Below are 20,269 nucleotides of genomic sequence, written 5' to 3' on the forward strand. Positions count from 1 at the left end.
ATGAAGTTATTACACATAGACTCTTCGGTGATCAGCGATAGCGATTTGAGAATTGATGCTGCTTTCCATCTTAGCGATGGGCCAGAGACCCTACGGAAGTTCGAATCTTCTCCTTATAAAATATCAACGTTGGAAGAGGAAACTACGGAAATTTTCTCTGGAAATATTTTCAAGAGAACCTATGTTTCTAATGATCAGCACGGTCACCAATTTCTAACAGCCTCAGACATGATGAAAACTAATCCGAGAGGCACAAAATTCATTTCTAAAAAGTATACTAAAGACGTTAATCGCCTCCGTATTCTCAAGGGCAGTATTTTAGTTTCTCGGTCTGGAACACTGGGGAATACTATTTTCACAAATGGTATATTTGATGATCTCGTTGGCACCGATGACCTTATAAGGATAATCCCAAACGAAGCAAATACTCTTAGGGGATACCTATACGCTTTTCTTGCTTCAAAGTACGGATACGCTTTATTAACGCAAGCAAGCTACGGTGGGGTAGTGAAGCATATTGAGCCTCATCATTTAACGGTCCTTCCTGTTCCACTCTTTCCAGATGTACTGCAAGAGCAGATTCATAATTTAATTACTGAAGCGGCTGGACTTCGGGAGGAGGCGGATCGTATGATGCGAGAGGCAATCTCAATATTTGATCAAAATGTGGGAGAGTTAGAAGGCAAACATGTATATCTCTCTGATCGATCACAATTTGAGAAGAGAAGACTAAGATTTGATGCACATGCAAATCTTTCTGCATTTGAAGAGTATTATCAAGAGCTTGCGGCTAAATATGATTTAGCTGAGGTCGCAGAGAAGTCGGGAGATGTGTTTACTCCAGGCATATTTAAGCGTATGCGAGTTGACAACCCTCTGTTTGGAGTACCTTTCCTAAGCGGGACAAATTTACTTGAAGTATTTCCTAATGTTAATTCTTTTTTGTCTAAAAAGATGCCAAATATTGATAACTATGTTTTAAGGAAGGGGTGGATTGCTATTCAGGATTCAGGAAGTCCTGTCACTATGGGGAACTGTTCAATTGTACCTGAATATTTTGATGGCTTTGCAGCGACTAACAACTTGGTTAGAATTATTCCAAAAAAAGGGTCTGACTTTAACTATTACCTTTTTCCTTTTTTACAATCCAAAGCTGGACAAGTAATACTGAAGAGTTTCTCATATGGTACTGGGCAGCGACACCTTGATACATACCAAATAAAAAGCCTTAGGGTTCCACTATTGTCGGACTCATACGACGAAATTGTTTCAAAATCTAGACTATACTTAGAGAGTCAAGAAAGAGCTTTCAGCTGTGAGAAACAAGCGAGAAACTTAGTAGAAAAAGAGATTGAATCATGGCAGTAATCATCCATCCGCCTCATTCGGAAGGGCCGGTAAATAAGGGGGAAGATCGGCTGCTTAAGTTTCTTGAAGGGCAGTTGCCGGATAGCTATGTACTGATCCCAAACATTGAGATCGCGTCGACTAACCCAAGAAACAACCGAACGCAATTTTGGGAGTACGATGTGGTGCTGGTGGCTCCACACGCAGTGTACAATATCGAGAACAAAGACTGGAAAGGGCGGATAGAAGGGGATGATAACTACTGGTATCATAATGATCGGGAGCGGCCTAACCCGCATAAGACGTTACGTAAGAAAACGAGTATCCTGGCGTCGAAGTTGAAAGAACAGGAATACCGATGGGGTAAGGCGTGGATACAATCTACGGTGACGCTGTCCTACCCAAATAGTGTACGACCATCATTGTGGGAAGAGTCAGGAAAGCTGACGTTTGAGCTGAACGAGCAGTTGATTGATTTTCTAACTGACCCAGGAAGGGTGGGTAAGCGGCGCGATGATATTCGGGATATAAAAAAGGGGATCGTAGACTATCTGACCGGAGTACAGAGCCAGCGGAAGCCGGAAGAGAAGCGGGAGGTGCAGGGGTATGAGATACTTGAGATATTGGAGCAGGATGTCAACTTTGTGGAGTATCTGGTGAAACCGAAAGGGGTTACTTCTTCGATACGCAAGCGGATTCGGGAGTATAGTCTTCAAGTCAACGGTCTGAGCCCGATAGAACTGGAGCGGCGGGAGGAGATGATAAAGAATCAATACACTGCCCTACATAAGATCAAAGCGCATCCTTTTATTCTTAACGTCGCTTTCAAGATTGACGAAGAGAACCACCTGTTTTATGAGATTTCAGACTATCTCGATGGGAATTCGCTACGCGCTGAGGCCTACCATCAGACCTTTACTTTTTCGGAGAAACTCCGGATAGTACGGAATCTGATTGATGCGCTAAAGGAAGCACATAAAGAGAATATTTTTCACCGTGATATTAACCCGGATAACGTTTTTTTGAGCGGTGGTTATGCGCGACTAGGCAACTTTGGTAAGTCCTATTTCTCAGACCACCAGGCGAAGGGGTACACGGTGATGGCGACCCTGACGGAGTCTAATACTACTGCTTATCATCCACTAGAACTGACGGTGGGGGAGGCTTCCAGGCGATCAGATATCTACTCTTTAGGGGTGCTGGTGTACTGGCTGTTTACAGGGGAGGAGCCGGTAAAGACTCCCTATGCCCTGAATAAAATGGGCGGACGGTTGTCGGCGGATCGGTTACCTACGGCTATTAATCCGGCCCTGCCCAAATGGTTAGACGAACTTTGCGGGCATACTATCTTGACGGACGATGAGGCACGCTGGGGCACGCTTGATGAGTTTGAGGCCTTTATAGTAACGGCTATGGAGGAAGATTCTTCTTTGGCCCCTGCTGTGCCAACACCCGAGCAGGGAGTAATTGATTCTTATGATCTGGAAGAAGGGGATCGGATTGGGAATGATTACATCATTCATGAGATTCTGGGAGCAGGCGGCTATTCGCGTGTTTTCAAAGTGAAACACAACATCCAGGGTAATTACTTTGCCCTGAAGCTTTTCAACGAAAGTGTTTCGCTTAACTCGGCGCTGGATGAATATGGTGCCTTGATCCAACTGACACATCCCAATATTGTGAAGTTCATCTGGAACGGGTCTTCTAACAACGGGCAGTTTTTCACGTTGATGGAGTTTTTGGAAGGGGAAAGTTTGAACACCTATACCCGGACAGATGCGAAGCTTCCTATATCTACCGTATATAAGGTTGGGGTAGATATTTTATCGGCACTGGTGGCGATGCAGGGAATGGAGCAGCCGATATTTCACCGTGATATCAAGCCGCAGAACATCGTCTGGGATAAGAAGGAACGGTTTGTCTTGATCGACTTTAACGTTGCGTCTTTCGCAGAAGACAATAAAGACTTTGTTGGGACCAACCCCTACCTAGCACCTGATTTGATCAATAACCATCAGGTAGCGTGGGACAGCTCCGCAGATACCTTTGCTTTGGGGATTACACTATATGAGCTGGTGTGTAAGCAGTACCCTTGGAAAAAGCGGTTTCCGTTGATGGGGAAGCCACCTATTTCGCCAAAAGGCCATCAGCCGTTACTTTCTCAGCCATTTGCTGATTTTCTTTTGAAGGCCATTGCTACCGATAAATCATCACGATTTACATCCGCGCAGGAGATGCTTGATGCATTAAGGGCAATCGGGCCGGAAAACGTACTGGCTGAAAAGGTCGCTAAAGGGAAGTCTGCTGATCCTGTTTTGGAGACTGAACATCCTGGATATATCGACTACGTAAATTCTCTTTACAGTCAGTCACGACACGGGAACGCAGGGACTCGTGCTAGTGTCTACTCCAGTGTGTACGATGATTTGACCTATACCGAGACGAAACTGGATAAGAAACTGGTTCCAGCTATTCTTGATGGTAAGTTTAAGTTGGTTATTATCACTGGTAACGCTGGTGATGGTAAGACCGCTTTCATCCAACGGATAGAGCGGGATGATCAAGTTCGATCCTTAGAGCGATTTGGGAATAAGAACGGTGCTCGGTTTTCAATTGGGGGGACGGCGTACGAGAGTAACTACGATGGATCTCAGGACGAGGAAGAGCGATTGAATGATCAAGTACTGGAAGACTTTTTTGCCCCATTTGCTGGGCTGGATAAGTATAGCGAAGCTAGTGAAGGGAGGATAATTGCTATCAATGAAGGGCGGCTGGTTGAGTTCTTGCAGACTTCGGGGGGGCATCAGGATTTAGCGCAGGTTATTGAAGACTATTTTTATGAGGAAGGGCATCACGAACTTCCTGAAGGGCTTATGATTATTAACCTGAACTTGCGTTCGGTTGTCGCTAGTGATGCAGATACCCCTTCCTTGTTCCGGCAGCAGATGCGCGCGCTCACTCAGAAGTCGTTGTGGAAGAAATGTGAAGGTTGTGCTCTCGCGGATCGTTGTTTCATAAAGTATAACGTTGATAGTTTTAACGACGAAGCCTCGGGGGAATCCGTTACAACTCGCATGGAATGGGTGCTGAAAGCGGCTAGTCTGAAGCGAGAGTTGCACGTAACGATGCGTGATCTACGGTCATTCATTGCCTTTACGTTAACGCGTGACTACCGGTGTAATGAAGTGGAGTCGCTCATAGAGACACATCGCCTAGATCCCGAAAAGTACTGGCAGTATTACTATTTCAATATTACGAACCCTAGGTTGAAGGATGGAGGAGAGCAAGATCGGTTGATTCACTTGCTGCGGGAGACCGATATCGGAGAGGTGTCGATCCCTGATCTTGACCGGGACCTTTATTTTGGGCATCACCAGGCTAAAGATTTTCTTCCCTTTTCGGACAGAGATACTGATCTGCTAGCCAAGTTCAATGCACAAAAAATTCTTGTGCCGGCGCACGATCAGTCCGTCGAGGTTTTACAACAGATAAAGGATCTTCAGAAGGTATTTATCCGACATCAGTACTTTGAAGGAGCCTCGCGGTCGATTCTTGTGGAAAGTGATGCAGAAGGAGAGGGCAGCCAGATGCCGTTCTACCTGGACCGTTTGCCTTACCATTCCGTTTTTCAGTTTCTAGAAGTGCTGAAAAACGGGGATAAAACGGGCAAAACTAAGTATGGCATATCGCGGGCTATCTCACTCAACGAAGGCTGTGATAACGAGGGTATTGATCGTGATTTTCTAGTGCTGGCTTCTACAGAAGTGAAGGATCCTTTTGCAAAATCGTTCCGGCTGTTCCCACTAGAGGATTTTGAGCTGTTTGTGAATGAAACCCGGCATCTGGTAACCTACCTGGAATATGAACCAGACAGTTTGGTTTTCAGGCACAAAGCGGAGCCGCATATTCGGTTGACTATTTCCCTTGACCTTTACGAAATGCTGTACTTTATCCAGCAAGGGTTTAGTCCTTCGTTGAATGATCTAAGGGGAAAGTTCATTGAGTTGTTAATCTTCAAGAACCTTTTAGAAAATCTGAAGTACGATCGAGTGCTACTGACGGAAGATAATAATGCCTTCTTTCAGGTTGTACGGACAGCTGAGAACCATCTTGTTTTTAAGCCCTTTGAAATCAACTAAGTTATGGCTATCAAGCTTGGAAATAAAGACTCGATCTTCAGAAACGACCTAGTTTTTAGCATTGATGCTAAAGCTGTAAATCTGGACAATACGCTGATAAACCTTTACATGCTGCTACAGTGGGAGGGGCAACGTCCGCAACAGCGAGCACGGCGAGGGACGAGTGTAGATATTGATCTGGATAAATTTACGCAGGTATTTTCCGGCCTAGAAAAAGCGGGAGAGATTGAAGGCTTTTTAGACTACCCCAAAGCCAGTACCCTGTGGTTAAGAACCAATCTTCTAAATCTAGTAAACCGGGGTCAAGTTGACAATGAATCGATCTCTTCTTTACGGCCAATCCATATTGAAAGCTACCGGGTACGTAATGCGAAAAGGGTCAGAGACTACTATTCCGCGGATCAGGTTTACACTATGCTGGGGGCAGATACTCAGGTGAGAGATGCGCTCCGCAAGTTTTTAACGGAGGGTTGGGACCCGACCACGAATACGATTAAGTCGGTGGATATGGACGTAGACAGTCTAGGAGTTCTCAAGCTGGTAAAAAGTATTGCCCCTGGATTCATCAAGAGTCAATCATCAATAACCAATATACAGCCAATACTGCCTGAGGATGCGGCATTATACTGTGATGATGTTCGTCGCTTACTAGTTTATAAGGGGGTGATTCCCAGAAGTGTGCTTATTAATTACTTCAAGATTATTACTGCCTTTCATCTTTCTTGCTACCTGCAAAAGTTAATTCATTTGCTTCCTAAGATGGTTGAGGAAGGTACTACAGAGGTTCAGCCCGATTGGAGCGTTGTTGTTGATTGTACGGACAACTTTGATAGTAGGATATCAGTAGATGCGATTGAAGATGCCACAAAATTGTATAACTCGATATATCCTTACCTAGAGGCTTCCTTCAAGATAAACATTGCGCTAGGCTACCTTGATGTAGACCGTACTGACAGCGACGATCTTCCGCGAGCATTGTCCGTATTGAAAGACCGGCCGGATGATTTTGAGCCTTATATGAAAGCGGTTTGGAACCAAGCGGTGGGCAATTTGGACGAGGAAGATAGTCGCTTAGTAGAAGAAATTGTACAGTATGAGGACAGCTACTTTGACAAGTATCTGGCGCTGCTGATGAATCAAAAGAGTAAGCGTCAGTTTGTAGAGTACCGGCGACTACTAGCTAATCTCTCTTTCAATAATTCGGAGAACGGATTCCTGGCTCAAGGCAGGAGTAAAAAGCATCCTCGACGGTTTGTGATGGGAACGCGTCTCCTTGAAACCCTGGTCCAGATTCTGGTGCTGGATGTTAAAGATGGTGCGTTCACGACTAAGAGTTTATCAATAGAGGAGTTGATTGCCAACTTACGTGACCGCTACGGGCTTATTATAAACGGATTGGAAGAGCCAAGATATGAAGGAGCCGTACTTAACACCCATCTGGCATTTAAGGAGAATGTAGAGTTTTTCAAGAATAAGCTACGCCAAATTGGATTTTATAATGACCTGAGTGATGCCTACATTCTGCAGAAAATAAGACCCCGCTATAACTTATGACACAAGCAGCAACATCTTTGAGTTCTTACTATCAGCGGATTATCCGCTTGATGTTGGAAACCTATGCGCAGGAATTTGCGTCAAAAACGCCGGGTCACTGTATGAAAATTACAGGGTTCGGAGCGAATGAGTTAGAATATCTGTGGGATTTACTTCGAGATCAGTATCCTGGACTTAGTACTTACATCATTGCTGATGAAAAAGCGGGTGAGCGTTATATATCGGCAACTAAGCTGATTGAACGGAGGAATCAGCAAGCTGATCCATTGCTTGTACTCATTCCCGCCAATAGTAGGACTGCCGCAGAAGATTCCTACGGGAACGCAACATTCAAAGAGATTCGTGTAAGTGGATTAGAAGGTGAACTTAAGGTACAGCTTCTGGCAGAAGTACCTAAAGCCTATAAGCCGGCGATACACGAAATTTTAGCTTCACTTAAGCCGGGAAGTGTTACCACCGCTGATATCATTGCCTATTTAATCGCTTTAAGTGACGATGGCTACTCCGACGAGAACGTTGGTAATTCCGTCTATCTACTTAATATGATCCCTGATTCTATTTTGCTTTCAGCATCAGAAAAGATAAAATACCGTCTTAACTCTAATCAGGACAGTATTGGTGTTCTTAGCTCTTTTGATCGTCCACTTAACGATCGAATAGGGGAGTTACCCCTTAAGCCGAAGACGATTCAAAAAGGTATCGTTGGGTTCTTAAAAAAGGAAAGAGAAGCGAGAACAGCTTCCAGTATTTGCCGGATCATCCATCAGAACTATAGTGATCTCAACTTTGCCAACTGGACTATTCCAGATCTTGACTTTCAGCATATCAAGCTCACGGTAGAGCATCTGAAGAGTTCTGATCTAAAAGAAGAAGGTGGTGACATATATCTGGTCGGAAAGAGTTCAAAGGTTACAAAGTTGAGGGTGCGTATATGGACGAATCCAAAACCGAAAGATGTAGTCAATCTAAGGTATTTCGTAGTTAAACTGATGGCTGTCAACGGAGGGGCAGGGGAGGAGATGATGACTTTGAGAAAAGCCAAGAACTCTGCTTCACCTAGGGGGCATCGTGACATAACGGTGGAGTTGAACCCAAACATAATAGAGGAGGGGTCTTATTTTCTAAAAGTGCTGGCGGAAGATGAGTTTGGTACGGTTCTGAATTTCGATGATCGATTTAAAGAGCCTGCTGTTCAGGCGATCTGGGAAGAAACTAAGCTGCAAGACGAGGAGGCGAATAAGGTCATGCTTAACCGAAAACTAACCTGTGACTCTGAAGACTTTTACTATTCAATAGACAATGCGTCACAAGATGAATCGGAAAGTGAGAAGAAGGTTAAGCTGAAAAACGTACTACAGGCATATTTCAGGTTTAGGATCGACCGTTTAAAAAATGGAGAAGAAGCTGTTGTTCCGGTTTCATCGGAAGATTCCGACACCTGGATAAATGACAGTACGCGAAAGCTTGTTTCTACCTATCACATACACTACGCAACGAATCAAAATTTTCAGATTAGTTTATCTACCAAGCTTAGGGAAATAGAGGAAGTGTTCCTTAAGAATGCGAACAATTTTGGGTTTGTAGAGGCTACGCTGGATAAAAACTCTTCAGTAGCCGGGTTCAGTTCAATTGAATTTAGGGGTAGCCAGTTGAACAGCATGATTCCTCAGCCAATTTTGAAGCTGCGGAACTCTATTTTCTCGAGAATAAGAGCTTCTAATAAGGAGGGGAACGGGGTCTTTGAGACCGCGAATATTTTCTCCTTTGATGATGAGATAAAGGAATACATACGTCGGTTTACCCAGTGGACCACTGCGCTTCAAAATCAGATGGCAAGTGATGAGCTAGCAACGGAAGAGCGGCAAAAGCTTCAGCAGTTTTTGACGGAGCTACAGCTTTTGGATATGGCCAAGGTACGGTCCTATCTTCCCAATGGGAATAAGGTTGAAGCGTTACTCATGTCGCCATTACACCCTTTGCGCCTTGCCTGGACCAGTCAATTGATTGAAGTGTTTCACGATTGGGAAGAAAAGACACAGGCATATCCAGGTTATCAAAAAGACTGGCCGAAGAAATTAGAAAGGTTTTTTACCGGAGCGCTTATACCTGAGAACAGCCCGTTGGTTTTAGTTAAGCCAGGCACTTTTAAAAGTTACCACTACGGAGGTGAACTCTGTTTTGGGTGGGGCTTGTATTTGAGCCCGAACGAAAAAGCAGAACGGGGCAGTTTTACTTCGATAAAGCGACAACTTACTCATTTTCTTCGAGTGTCTCTAAACGTAACGAAAGATAACTTTGTCGAGTCTGATGTCAGCCAACGATTGGTCGTTCGTCACTTCAAGAACTATTTGTTGCAGCATCCATATACTGATAAGCTGATTGTTAATCTCTTCAATGCAGGGGAGGCAGGTGTCTTTGCGGATGCTCTGGTTGCCTTAGAAGCGGATGATCAGTTTAGGAACATAAAGTATGAGGTAAGGGTATTTAAGGGGGAGGATCGAATCATTGAGCACGGAGAAGGCCTCCGGAACTTGATTAATCCTGAGTATAATATTTCGGAAGAGGCAGAGGCCTTTTCGCAACCATCTCAGAACAGGCTGTTCCCTAAGCTACGCTTCTCGGTTAATCAGATTCGAGACTACTTGAAAAGCCCTAATGACTATTCGGCGCATCTTAGCTTTCTAATTAGCCCTTTTCCGGTAACCGATGAGCTTATTAAGCTCAGAGAGGATAAGAATAGGAATAACTTTTACCTCAATGGACTAATCACAGATCCGACGGTAGCCGTGGAGGTGTCAGGAAAAGAAGTAAAGTGGAACAAATTCATTGTACCAAATTCATTGATGAGGCCTTACGGTGGAGCTGGAGCGACGGGTATAAAACTGTTTGCTAGTATTCAATCCTTTATTGCGGGAGCCTTAGCCTCTAAAGTTACGCAATCGATACCATCAACAAAGCTGGTGCTTCAGGATCGGGACAAGGTATTGCTCTCTCATCTTCATGATTATTCAGACTGGGTAGTCACCTTTGATAAGAATATTGGACCGCAGGTGTTTGACCAGCCCGCAAAAAGTGGAGACATACCTTTCTTACTGGATTATGTACCTGGAGAGGAAGTATCGGGTATCTCCAGTTACCTCACCACAAGGCCTACTTCAGAGGTGCTGGGTCTTCTGGGGCCTCACTTTGAGGAGTTTGGCCTTGACATACACAAGCCTGACGACGAGGTTAAGGTGAAGGGGTTGCTGGAAGACCTGAGAGCTGTAAGTAGTTCTTTGGTGCTACAGTTGAATTCAACTAAGAATAAGGCATTTGAAGTTATAGGCTCAGCTTTTGCTAAGAGAGTACTAGAAAAGAAGGGCTACTTAGCGGAGGCTTTTCTAATTCCGGTGGATTTGCATCAGCATCTCTTTGAGGATTTGAATACAGAGAGTAGGAAAAGAGCTGATACGCTACTTGTTTCGATTGATCCGGACAAGCGTGAAATCTTGATCAACGTAATCGAATTAAAATGCAGGACTTCTCTTGCGGTAGCTCAAAAGGAAGAGCTAAGGATAGGGATGAAGGAGCAAATTTTGAATACGATTGAAGCCCTTCGCTTCAATTTTGATCCGGAGTATCATCTTTCCCACGACCGGTTAGACCGGGAGATTAAGAATAAGGAGTTGCGATCATTACTTACCTTTTACGTTGAACGAGCTTACCGCTACGAGTATCTCTCGTCGAATGCTTACAATACCTATATTGACTTTATTCAACAGCTAGATGGAGGATTCTCCTTCAAGTTTCAGCAACTGGGACTGATTTTTGATTTCTCCGCCCAGAAGCGTCACGAAAAAGAAGTTGTGGATAGCGAGTTAACCTTCTTTACGTTTGGGAGAAAGCTGATTCAGGAAATACTTGATCCTGATTCAGATCTTAATACCAGAAGACTAGAACACGAAGGGTTTGATAATGACTTTGCCGCGTCACTGGGGTTTGGCGATGAGCTGAAGCCTTTTGTCCAGAAGTACGGAGTTGACATAGTAGCAGAGCCCGTTGCAGCGACAGTAGCGGAGGAACAGAAAATTCTACTATCTCATTTGGAGGTTGAGGACACTGAGGTTGCCCCAAAAGAAGTAGTAGAACCTCCTCAACCTGTTGAGCCGCTAAATTCTTCAGACCAAATTCTGGATGATCTGCCGGCTGTGTCTGAACCGCCGAAGAAACACATTGCTCCTTCTTTTGATATTTTGGTTGGTAAGAATTCTCCAGGTGCTCAGTTCGGGATGCTGGGGAAAAGTATACACGGCAAGCGCATTGCGATTGACCTTAGTGAAACGAATACTATCAGCTTATTCGGCGTGCAAGGAGGCGGTAAAAGCTACACTATTGGTACGGTAAGTGAGATGGTACTTAAACAGTTCGACCAGGTAAACAAGCTACCATCGCCACTAGCAGGGGTGATCTTTCACTACAGTGAAAGTATGGATTATGAACCTGAGTTTACGTCCATGATCTATCCGAACGATAACGAACGAGAACTACAGAAGCTACGTTCAGAATACGGAGCTGAGCCTGATAGGGTAGAGGATGTAATTTTGCTGACCCCTCGGGATAAAGTAGAAGAGCGGAGGGCAGAATACCCTTCCATTGAAGTGCATCCGATCTCTTTCCACCCGAGGGAGTTGAATGTACAAGATTGGATGTTCTTGTTGGGAGCTATTGGTAATGACTCGACTTACATCAAGCAGTTGAAAGCGATCATGAAGGAACATCGCAGAAACCTGTCAATCGAGGCGATAAGTGATAGCGTAGAAGCTTCTGAGTTGCTTTCCAATTCGCAAAAATCACTGGCCCGGCAACGATTGAGTTTTGCGAGTGACTATGTGAATAGTGGGTTCGTGCTTAGAGATCTTTTACGGCCAGGAAGATTGGTAATTGTTGACCTTAGGGATGAATTTATTGAGAAGGACGAGGCACTTGGTCTTTTCGTGATCATGCTAAACATCTTCTCGAGTGTTAAGAACTACCAGGATCAGCACTTCAATAAGTTTATCGTTTTCGATGAGGCGCATAAGTATATGGGGAATAGAGACCTTACAGGAAATATTGTAACCGCTATTCGTGAGATGCGACACAAAGGAGTGAGCATAATGATTGCGAGCCAAGACCCTCCAAGTCTCCCTAACGAAATTATTGAACTGAGTAGCATCGTGTTGATGCATAAGTTTAATAGTCCGCAGTGGCTTAAGCATATCCAGCGGTCGATTACACAGACCAGTATTCTCTCTCCACTAGAGATGAGCAATCTGACCCCCGGAGAAGGATTTCTTTGGGCTACGAAAGCAACTGATAAAAGCGTCTCTAACAAGCCAATCAAAATATCTACCCGACCCCGCGTAACGAAACACGGGGGTGGGACTATTCAAGCAACCGGAGATTCATGAAGTCGATAACTTTTTCACATCGAGGGGAACGTATTACTAATGAGGACTATGTCTTGTGCAAGAGTATTGGTCCAGGAAGCTATCTGATCTTAATTGCAGATGGAATGGGCGGGTATGCTAACGGGAGCCTGGCCGCTAAGATTGTTGCTGAAAGCATTGTGGAGCAAGTTACTGGAGCCGAATCTGATGGTCTTGACCTACAAGTAGCTATTGATAATGCGGGGGCCGAGTTGATGGCTGTTGCTAACCTAACGGGGAAAAAGATCGGAGCTACGGTAGGTGGAGTTCTCCTTCAAGGCGACTCGGCTGTTTGCTTTTGGGTTGGCGATGTGAAGGTGCTGCATTTCCGGCAGGGCAAGTTAACTTTTGAATCCAGGTCACATTCATTGATGAATGAGCTGCTTGACAGCGGCTCTATTCGTGATGCTTCCAGAACAGAGAAATACCGGCATGTTGTAACTCGTGCTGTTCAAGGGGTCGCCACTAAAGTGGCCATCGATACTCATATCGTTAACAGCGTTTCCGAGATTGATACTTTTGTGGTTTACTCGGATGGGGTAGAGGAGACTTTGAATAGTACTGAGATCGAAGGGCTTTACCGGAATGGCGCTGAGCTGGCTGAATTGGTGCGGTTGATAGAAACGCGCACTTTGGAGGTAGGGGAGGATAATTGTTCGTTGGTGGGGCTGAGAGTGATCGGATAGATGAGTGGAACTTAGGGTTCAGTTTTTGATGAAGTTGGAATTAGCCATGATCCAGTAGCTGCATTCCCCGCTAATTCAACATTGTTACTGTCTAGCCATATTCTTCCCAGAAGCCAAGCTACGAATGCGTCAAACTCATCATCAGTTATTTTTCGATCCTGTATTGATTTCTTATCTTTTCGCCATTCTGATAAGCAAAGAGGAAGTTGGATGTTTGTTTTCTCCTTCAGCTCCTTTCGGAGTAAGCTGTAAAAGCCTGAAGGTGTCAGGTTTCTTATCTGATCATCTTGTACCTTTTTATTAGTCTTGTATCTCCAACTTTTGACTTTCTTTCCATCTTCAGAGTCTTTAACCCACAAGTAGGCGCTAAGGGCAGGATGGACTTCTACTACTGAATCCTGAAGCAACTGATTATTGTGAGGCTGTTCGCTGATAAGCTTGTAATCGTTTCTAGATACTCCCATCTTACCACCTACATTTGGATAGCCTAGCATGTACTGAGAGATTGCCCAATGGGGGACTCCTGTATAATGACCGACAAATATACCGGAGGGAAGTATTTGTCTGCCTTTCTCATCCTTTGTTCCGGCAATTAGTGGCGGGGATCTAGTACCGTCTTTTTTCTTAGCTCCTTCGCCCCTCTCCATGAGGTAACTGGCTTCTATTTTTCTTGTCGAAAAACAACCCGGTACTAGATCGTTATGGTCTTTTACAGTGGTACTTGGCACAGTGAGAGGAGAGTCCCAACATAGCAGATAACGATCTGCTGAATCGTGCCATTGCTTCAGTAACATGGCCAGCTCACTGGAACTTGCTTTCCATATTTTTTTACCGTCGCATAAGTAGCTGCCTTTGCTGGAAGCTGCGGGGTCGATTCCTATTACTCTTACGCTCATTCTTCTTCATTTTCATGCGTTTCAAGAAGCACTATCGTAGTAGCTCCTGTTTTGGCAATCATGTCTGTAGTTCCTGCGAAGCGGTTCATGTTGGCCAGATGCCAAATTTCTCTTGTATTCTTGTAAGGGCCAAACTTAGGAGTGCTGATGGCTTCTTCCCACATGATTAGTACGTGGTTCTTAAAGAAAGTATTTCGATCAAGGACCCATAAGTCAATCTTACTTAGGAAATCATCACTGACCCAGCAGCGGTTGAAATTCATCTTAGTCCCAACGGCTCCATCAAAAGATACGTTTCTTAAATCAGCGCCTTCAAAGTTTATTTCTCGCGAGAAAGTTACATTTTTAAAGCTTGCTCCATTTAAATACGCCCCTGCGAATGTTCCGTCCTGCAAACTTGAGCCATCAAATTTTGTGTTGAGCATGAACATACTGCGATTAGTGTGTATGACTGGTGCATTAGTAAAACTAAAGCCCGAAGCCCGGCAGTTAATAAATTCTGAGCGACTCAAGTTTAACCCATCAAAAGACGCATCCGAAAAGCTTGTATTTTCAAGCATAATAGTTCTTATCACGTTATCTTCTTTAGAAGCCTCGATGACGGAGAGGTCTGCATGGGTTAGGTTAATGTCCTTGACCCCAAGATCGTTAAGGCGTTTGATCGACTGCCACATCACTATTTTACCCTGATCCGTTTTTAATGGGATATAGCTTTGGATTTGGTTTCGCTCGACTCTTATTTCTCGCTTAACTTCTTTTTCCAGTTGCTCTTTTCTGGCTTTAATAGCATCTTTCCTTTCCTTCCGTCTTTCGTACCATGCGAATGCTAAACCCACAATAAACAACTCGTAAGCTATTCCTCCTAACTCTACAGCGATGTTTGATAGGTAATCGTCTCGACCTTCTTTTCCTGGTTTGTATAAGTTGAGAAAAAGAATTCCCGCAATACTTGCGGTAGCCACGCTCAAGATTACAATCATTGGAAATACTTCATCAAGGGTATTTAGCCAATGTTTAGCCTTGCTTGCCATCGCTCCTTCTCTGTCCTCACTTACGCTGACAAGAATTAGGAGTGTTATTAGGAGTAGGGTGGCGATGACGGTGAATGCTAGAATGGCTAAGAGCATCGTTTTTGTTTTGTTGGCAACACGTTGTTTTAAAGCCCAAGGAGATCAACCAATTTATACTGTATAGTAGGTTACTTGTGGTCTCTCTCTGACCTGAAAATTAAACCATTCGAGAATTGCTAGTAGCTGATATACAGCCCCTTGGGTCCAGTACTGAGTGCCCATATCTTGGATATGTCCGTCCAACCATTTAGCATGAGAGCCGACCTGGATCGTTGAGACTAGTGAGTTGAACAATTTCCCTACTTCGGCCGGAATATCACCTTTTTTGAGCTGGAAACTACCGTTACCATCATCCGATCGAGCTTTTAGTCCCAAGAGATAATATGCGGCACCATTCATTGTGCTAATTTGATGAGGTACGATATCACGAGATATCATGTTTTCAATGAGTAGCTCCACGATTTTACGAATCGCATTTAGGTGCTCGCTATTTAAAGTATTGTTATCTAATGCTTTTAAGAGATGGAAGACCTTCAGGTCTGCTTGTGGTCCGATGATATTGCATGCAGCCAGAGCACTTTGATATTTGTAGCGTAATTGCGCCGAAGGTTGCCTTGCTACAGCTGCCTTTAACTTTCGCCACAGATTGTCTTCATCCTCCATATTCCCCTTGCGGTAGACTTGCCCGCCAAAAACCTTCACGAAGCTATTGTCGATATCATGCCCTTTTCCCACTTTTCCAGTTAGCACAAAAATTTCTAACAGCTTGTTTTCTGCTAACCGGTCTATTTCCTGCTTTGCTTTAAGCGCGTACAGGGTATCCTCAGTAGTTGCAACGTCATCCTTTTTTTCAAAGAACATTGCATCTAGTAGTACTGCTTCATAGTGGTCGAGATTAGCCTTTAGTTCTTCTAATCCTTCTTCCAGCGATTTGAAGGGGACTAGTTCTATTCCCTCTTGTTCCGCTAGTGATATAGTCTGTTGCATTCCTTCGTCTTCGTACTCATCATCGAGCCAGAGCACCTTGGGTAAGTAATTATTCATGGCTTAAAAGGTTTTAGTTAGAGCTTTTGCCCTTCGTTAAGTAAAATTGGTAGTCTGAACACAAACTGTACCGGGAAGCTGCCATGCTCGTCTAAAATTAACTCCCAGTCAGGGTTTTCGAAGTATCGTGCGATGAGGTTTATGTGATGTCCTCCAAAACCTTGGCCAATGCTGTCATCACTAGTTCTAAACTCTTGAATGTACGCATCACGATTAATCTTGCTTGGGAAAGGCGCACCATTATTACGTATATCAAGAGTGAGGAAACCATCTACTGCGCCTATATTGACTTGCATCAAGTTTCCGGGCTGTTTACTAGTGAATCCGTGCTTATTAGCGTTCGTGATTAGGTTTTCTAGTAAGATCCGTAGTAGTTCAGGTGATATTTTAACTGAAGCTGCCTTCCAGCTGGCGTCCGATTCTACGTTGATCTGCAAATCAAACCGTAGCCCAGAAATGCCTAATCCTTTTACTATTGAGGGGATATCTGATAACAGTACTTCAGTTTTTGAGTACGCTTCTACCGCAAATCCGTTATCACCACGATCAATTGTTCGTTTAATAAAGTCGATGTCCTTCCTGAAAGATTGCAGTGTAGCGGAAAGGTTCCTTCCTCTACCTGGGCCGACAGCATATCGCTGGTTTAATGATTCCCCTTCTTCTCCAAGAGAAGTGATGAAATTCATAATCACTTTTGCACCGGTTAAGATACTATGTGCGGGGCGCCCTAATGTATGAGTAAGGGCTGCATAACGTTTATCATCTTGTACCTGCTGGCCGTGAGCTAATGCATCACGTTCCTTCCGCAGTTGCTCCATATCCTTTTCGATGCGAGACAACTCGTTCATTATAGCTTTCTGCTCATCTACTGATGGAAGAGATATGCGAACGCGTAAAAAATCATTAACCCGCAACTGAGGTATAGTACTGCCGAACCGGTATGCTTCTAACTGCTGTTGCGTAACAGAATTCCGCAATTGATAGACCAAGTAAGCAGGATAGACCTTATTATAGTCTACTTTGAATGCTTTTACCTTCCTTGATAAATAAAATGGCCTTGAATCTTTTTCTGACTTGACGAAGAAGGTAGGTCGTAGATTCCTCCCTTTTATTGCAATCAAAAGAGCATTTTGATTAATCCTTATACTTCCTTTTGGTATTTCACTATACAGTACACTTTCAATGGATCCTCGCTCCCTAACAATTTGACCAATACCCGTAACTCCAGCATTCTTCTCAGGCAGTAAATTTTTAATCGAAAGTAAATCACCGTGGATTGTTTCTCGAACTCGTTCTCCCTTTATTTCTAGCAGAATTTCATTCAGGAGTATTCCCTCCACTTCCTGCATAAGATAGCGCTCGGGGAGTAGGTTGTAACCGGCAGCTATCACATCCTCATTAGATATGAGCTTCATTTGTGAACTAGGTCTTACCGCTCCGGAGGATTCTCCTAACAGTCTGAATTGCTGTTCGAATCCAATTTGGAAAATGGATTCAAAGTCATCTAAGTTCATTACAGAAGCCTTAGCTGTCGGATCACCTACCCTAATCTTTTGCTTTAATGATTTTTGTTTGCTCAAAACCAACACAGCTGTAGGTATTGATGCAAAAGGTGAGTTAGCTGGTACCTTAATGATCCGGTCTATTAAGTCTTCTTTTATCAATCTTTTACGAATCTTCTCATCGGCCCCTCCGCGAAACAGGAAACCCATTGTAACTAGTACAACCAATTGACCGTCCTCCTTCAGTAGATCTACCCCGTGTTCTATTACCCAATTTTCTGCTAATCGACTCTCCGTGATGAACTTACTGTAATTCTTTAGTCTCAATCCTAAAGGTGGATTAGAAATAACTAAATCAAAGCGCTCTCGATTAGGAGTATTCAAAATGCTGTCCGAGCATTCAACAATAAAACCAGCATCGGCCTCTTTCCCGTGAATGGCGAGACGTAATCGGGCTAAATTGCACTTCGCCTGGTCAATTTCCTGGCCTAAATAGGTTGAATCTTCTGGAAGGTTCAGAGCTAAGGAACCAAACCCAGCAAATGGATTATAGATTCTTGCTCTCTTAGGCAAGTCAACATACTTCAATAGTTCTCGACTTACATGATTCGAAGCTAATCTACCATTACTACTTTTACCCCACTTTCCAGATAAGTGTTTCAAGGTGGCTTCAAAGAATGCTCCAAAATTTGCTCTAAAGCTCTCTCCTTTGCGAATTTCATGTAACACACCTAACAACTTCCGGTCGAGCTGAACCGGAGAACAGCCTTCCGCAAGTTTAAGAAGAATCTCTTCGAAATGAAGTTGATGATTTTCCCCTTTTCTAATTGTATCGACTAAGTAAGCTCCAGCCTCTACCTTTTCTAGATACTTATACCTAGCCGTGGACAACAGAAGTAGAACAAAAGTAATCCAGTCACTATTCCCGGGTGGGACCACACCTTCAATCATCGACAAAGCTCGCTTGACCTCTTCTTGAAAGGCCGCCTCGATGGCAAATGCTTCAGCTTCATCAGCGGATGACAAAATATCGTAGTGCTGTATTTCCATGGCACAAAGTACACACCCATGTGTGCAATACACGTGCACAGGTTAAATATATCGCTTCAAGGCAACTTCCAGATCCATTTTTATTGCCTCCCGTAACCACGTCGGTTTTGCCACCTCAATTCCCCGTAAGTAAGACAACAGTACACTCCGCAACTCATAATTCACTATCAGTTGTAACTCAACAACTACTGCTGTCTCTCTTCTCTCTATAACCTTTTGCGATCCATGCAGTGGTTTACTTTCAATGTACGGCCAAAGCCTCCGGTCAATTGAAATGACGATTCGCTCCACCGCTCTTTCTTCCGGAATACTGACTCCTACTACATCTTCAAAATATTCTGATAGGTCTATTACTGCATTCTCCCGGTAAGTACCTTCGGATGCTTCGATGCTCCCTATGCGATCAAGAGCTAAAGTGGACACTCCTCCGAATACAGCATTGTATCCTAGTACAAACCATCGGTCATTGTACTGCTTCAGAAGCCAGGGATGAAACTCAAGTGCTGAGGCTACGTTCTGGGTGAAGCCCTGATACGTTATGGACAAAACCTGTTTTTGTGTAATCGCTGTAAATAGTTCTGAGAAGTACCGCAGCCCTATCAAATAAGGATTTTCCTGAAAACTTACCACTGCTGTCGAGTCATTCGCCACTTGAAACGTTGAAGCTAATCTTACTTGAATCTCCTCCAACCACTCAAACTGTGGACGTCCACTAAATCGCGACAGAATAGCTAACGTCTCTGATATCTGTTCCACTTCAGCTACGTTTACACTCTCTCCACGAATTGAAAACGACGGACTAGTATAGCGAAAAGACACCCGACGTCCTTCCCGACGTCTTTCTAACGGGATTGACCATCCTGCTTCACTTTCCATGAATTTAATGTCGTTCAAGACTTGCCGGCGTTTCACTCCATTATCCACTCCAGTTGCTTCAAACAGGGCATCATTACAAGCAGCGATTAGATTCTCAATGAAGAACTTTCTTCCTGGGTTTCCAAAGCACCTGTCGAGCGCATGATAACGGATTATTGCGTGCTTGTTGGTGGCCATAAATTAATAGCATATTGTTAAGAAGTCCCAAAATTACGCTGTCAAGTTAAAGTATGGCAAAGTATCATTATTTCTGAGTACTTAGACTTTGGCTAAGTTAGGTTGCTGCAAGTCCTATATCGCTTATAACTGTGGTGATATATAAGTGAATAAGCGAGGTGAGTATGCGGACATGCAATAAAGAATTTTACTTAACATAAGATTAATTATGGGCGACGGGGTTATACCCTAAAATAGCTCCACATAGTCATTGTAAATAATTGATTATGAATGAGTTATTATTTTCAACAGCAAATCGCTACTTCAGCGTCCCAGAAAAACTCCACATTCTCGGGGAGCTGGCTGAGGACCTATTGACCGACGTTCAGGCTATCGACATATACCAGCTTAGCCCTAAATTGCTACGAGCCTGGCGTAAGTGGCGCCACCAGCACATCCTTAAAAAACACAATCCTCGTACCGTGAGTAAACCGAAAAAATC

The 20,269-nt window shown here is 43.9% G+C and carries 11 protein-coding genes; 6 read left to right on the plus strand and 5 right to left on the minus strand.

Annotated features, from left to right (window positions below; genetic code table 11):
* Genes mads5 through B036_RS0116225 form a run of 5 tightly spaced genes read left to right on the plus strand, consistent with a single transcriptional unit; the run spans position 1 to position 13,173 of the window.
* On the plus strand, positions 1–1,368 hold the full coding sequence (gene mads5 / locus B036_RS32255; RefSeq protein ID WP_020569779.1) for a methylation-associated defense system restriction endonuclease subunit S MAD5: 1,368 nt from the start codon (positions 1–3) through the stop codon (positions 1,366–1,368).
* Positions 1,359–5,486 carry a methylation-associated defense system protein kinase MAD6 gene (gene mads6, locus B036_RS0116210; protein ID WP_020569780.1) on the plus strand — a complete coding sequence of 1,376 codons (4,128 nt, stop codon included), beginning with the start codon at positions 1,359–1,361 and terminating at the stop codon, positions 5,484–5,486. Before mads5 ends, mads6 begins: the two co-directional genes overlap by 10 nt.
* Before the next feature lie 3 nt (positions 5,487–5,489).
* Entirely contained in the window at positions 5,490–7,040 is a 1,551-nt protein-coding gene (mads7, locus tag B036_RS0116215) for a methylation-associated defense system protein MAD7 (protein ID WP_020569781.1), read from the plus strand.
* Complete coding sequence (mads8, locus tag B036_RS0116220) at positions 7,037–12,469, plus strand: methylation-associated defense system ATP-binding protein MAD8 (RefSeq protein WP_026232044.1); 5,433 nt, start codon at positions 7,037–7,039, stop codon at positions 12,467–12,469. The genes mads7 and mads8 overlap by 4 nt, the downstream gene beginning before the upstream one ends.
* Entirely contained in the window at positions 12,466–13,173 is a 708-nt protein-coding gene (locus tag B036_RS0116225; protein ID WP_020569783.1) for a PP2C family protein-serine/threonine phosphatase, read from the plus strand. Before mads8 ends, B036_RS0116225 begins: the two co-directional genes overlap by 4 nt.
* An 11-nt stretch (positions 13,174–13,184) precedes the next feature.
* Here B036_RS0116225 and B036_RS0116230 read toward each other — a convergent pair whose 3' ends face one another.
* From B036_RS0116230 to B036_RS0116250, 5 genes are read right to left on the minus strand one after another with little or no spacing between them, the layout of a single operon-like run.
* On the minus strand, positions 13,185–14,069 hold the full coding sequence (locus B036_RS0116230; RefSeq protein WP_026232045.1) for a hypothetical protein: 885 nt from the start codon (positions 14,067–14,069) through the stop codon (positions 13,185–13,187).
* On the minus strand, positions 14,066–15,196 hold the full coding sequence (locus B036_RS0116235; RefSeq protein WP_020569785.1) for a pentapeptide repeat-containing protein: 1,131 nt from the start codon (positions 15,194–15,196) through the stop codon (positions 14,066–14,068). The genes B036_RS0116230 and B036_RS0116235 overlap by 4 nt, the downstream gene beginning before the upstream one ends.
* A gap of 54 nt (positions 15,197–15,250) precedes the next feature.
* Positions 15,251–16,183 carry a hypothetical protein gene (locus B036_RS0116240; protein ID WP_020569786.1) on the minus strand — a complete coding sequence of 311 codons (933 nt, stop codon included), beginning with the start codon at positions 16,181–16,183 and terminating at the stop codon, positions 15,251–15,253.
* Between the two features lie 17 nt (positions 16,184–16,200).
* Complete coding sequence (locus tag B036_RS0116245) at positions 16,201–18,735, minus strand: N-6 DNA methylase (protein WP_020569787.1); 2,535 nt, start codon at positions 18,733–18,735, stop codon at positions 16,201–16,203.
* Between the two features lie 42 nt (positions 18,736–18,777).
* Positions 18,778–19,788, minus strand: a complete 1,011-nt coding sequence (locus tag B036_RS0116250; protein ID WP_020569788.1) for a helix-turn-helix transcriptional regulator — start codon at positions 19,786–19,788, stop codon at positions 18,778–18,780.
* Positions 19,789–20,054: 266 nt separating this feature from the next.
* Here B036_RS0116250 and B036_RS34145 point away from each other — a divergent pair.
* On the plus strand, positions 20,055–20,269 hold a 215-nt coding region (locus B036_RS34145; protein ID WP_026232046.1), incomplete at its 3' end, for a hypothetical protein.

Origin of the sequence: Neolewinella persica DSM 23188 (genome assembly GCF_000373105.1) — a bacterium.
Classification (GTDB): Bacteria; Bacteroidota; Bacteroidia; order Chitinophagales; family Saprospiraceae; genus Neolewinella; species Neolewinella persica.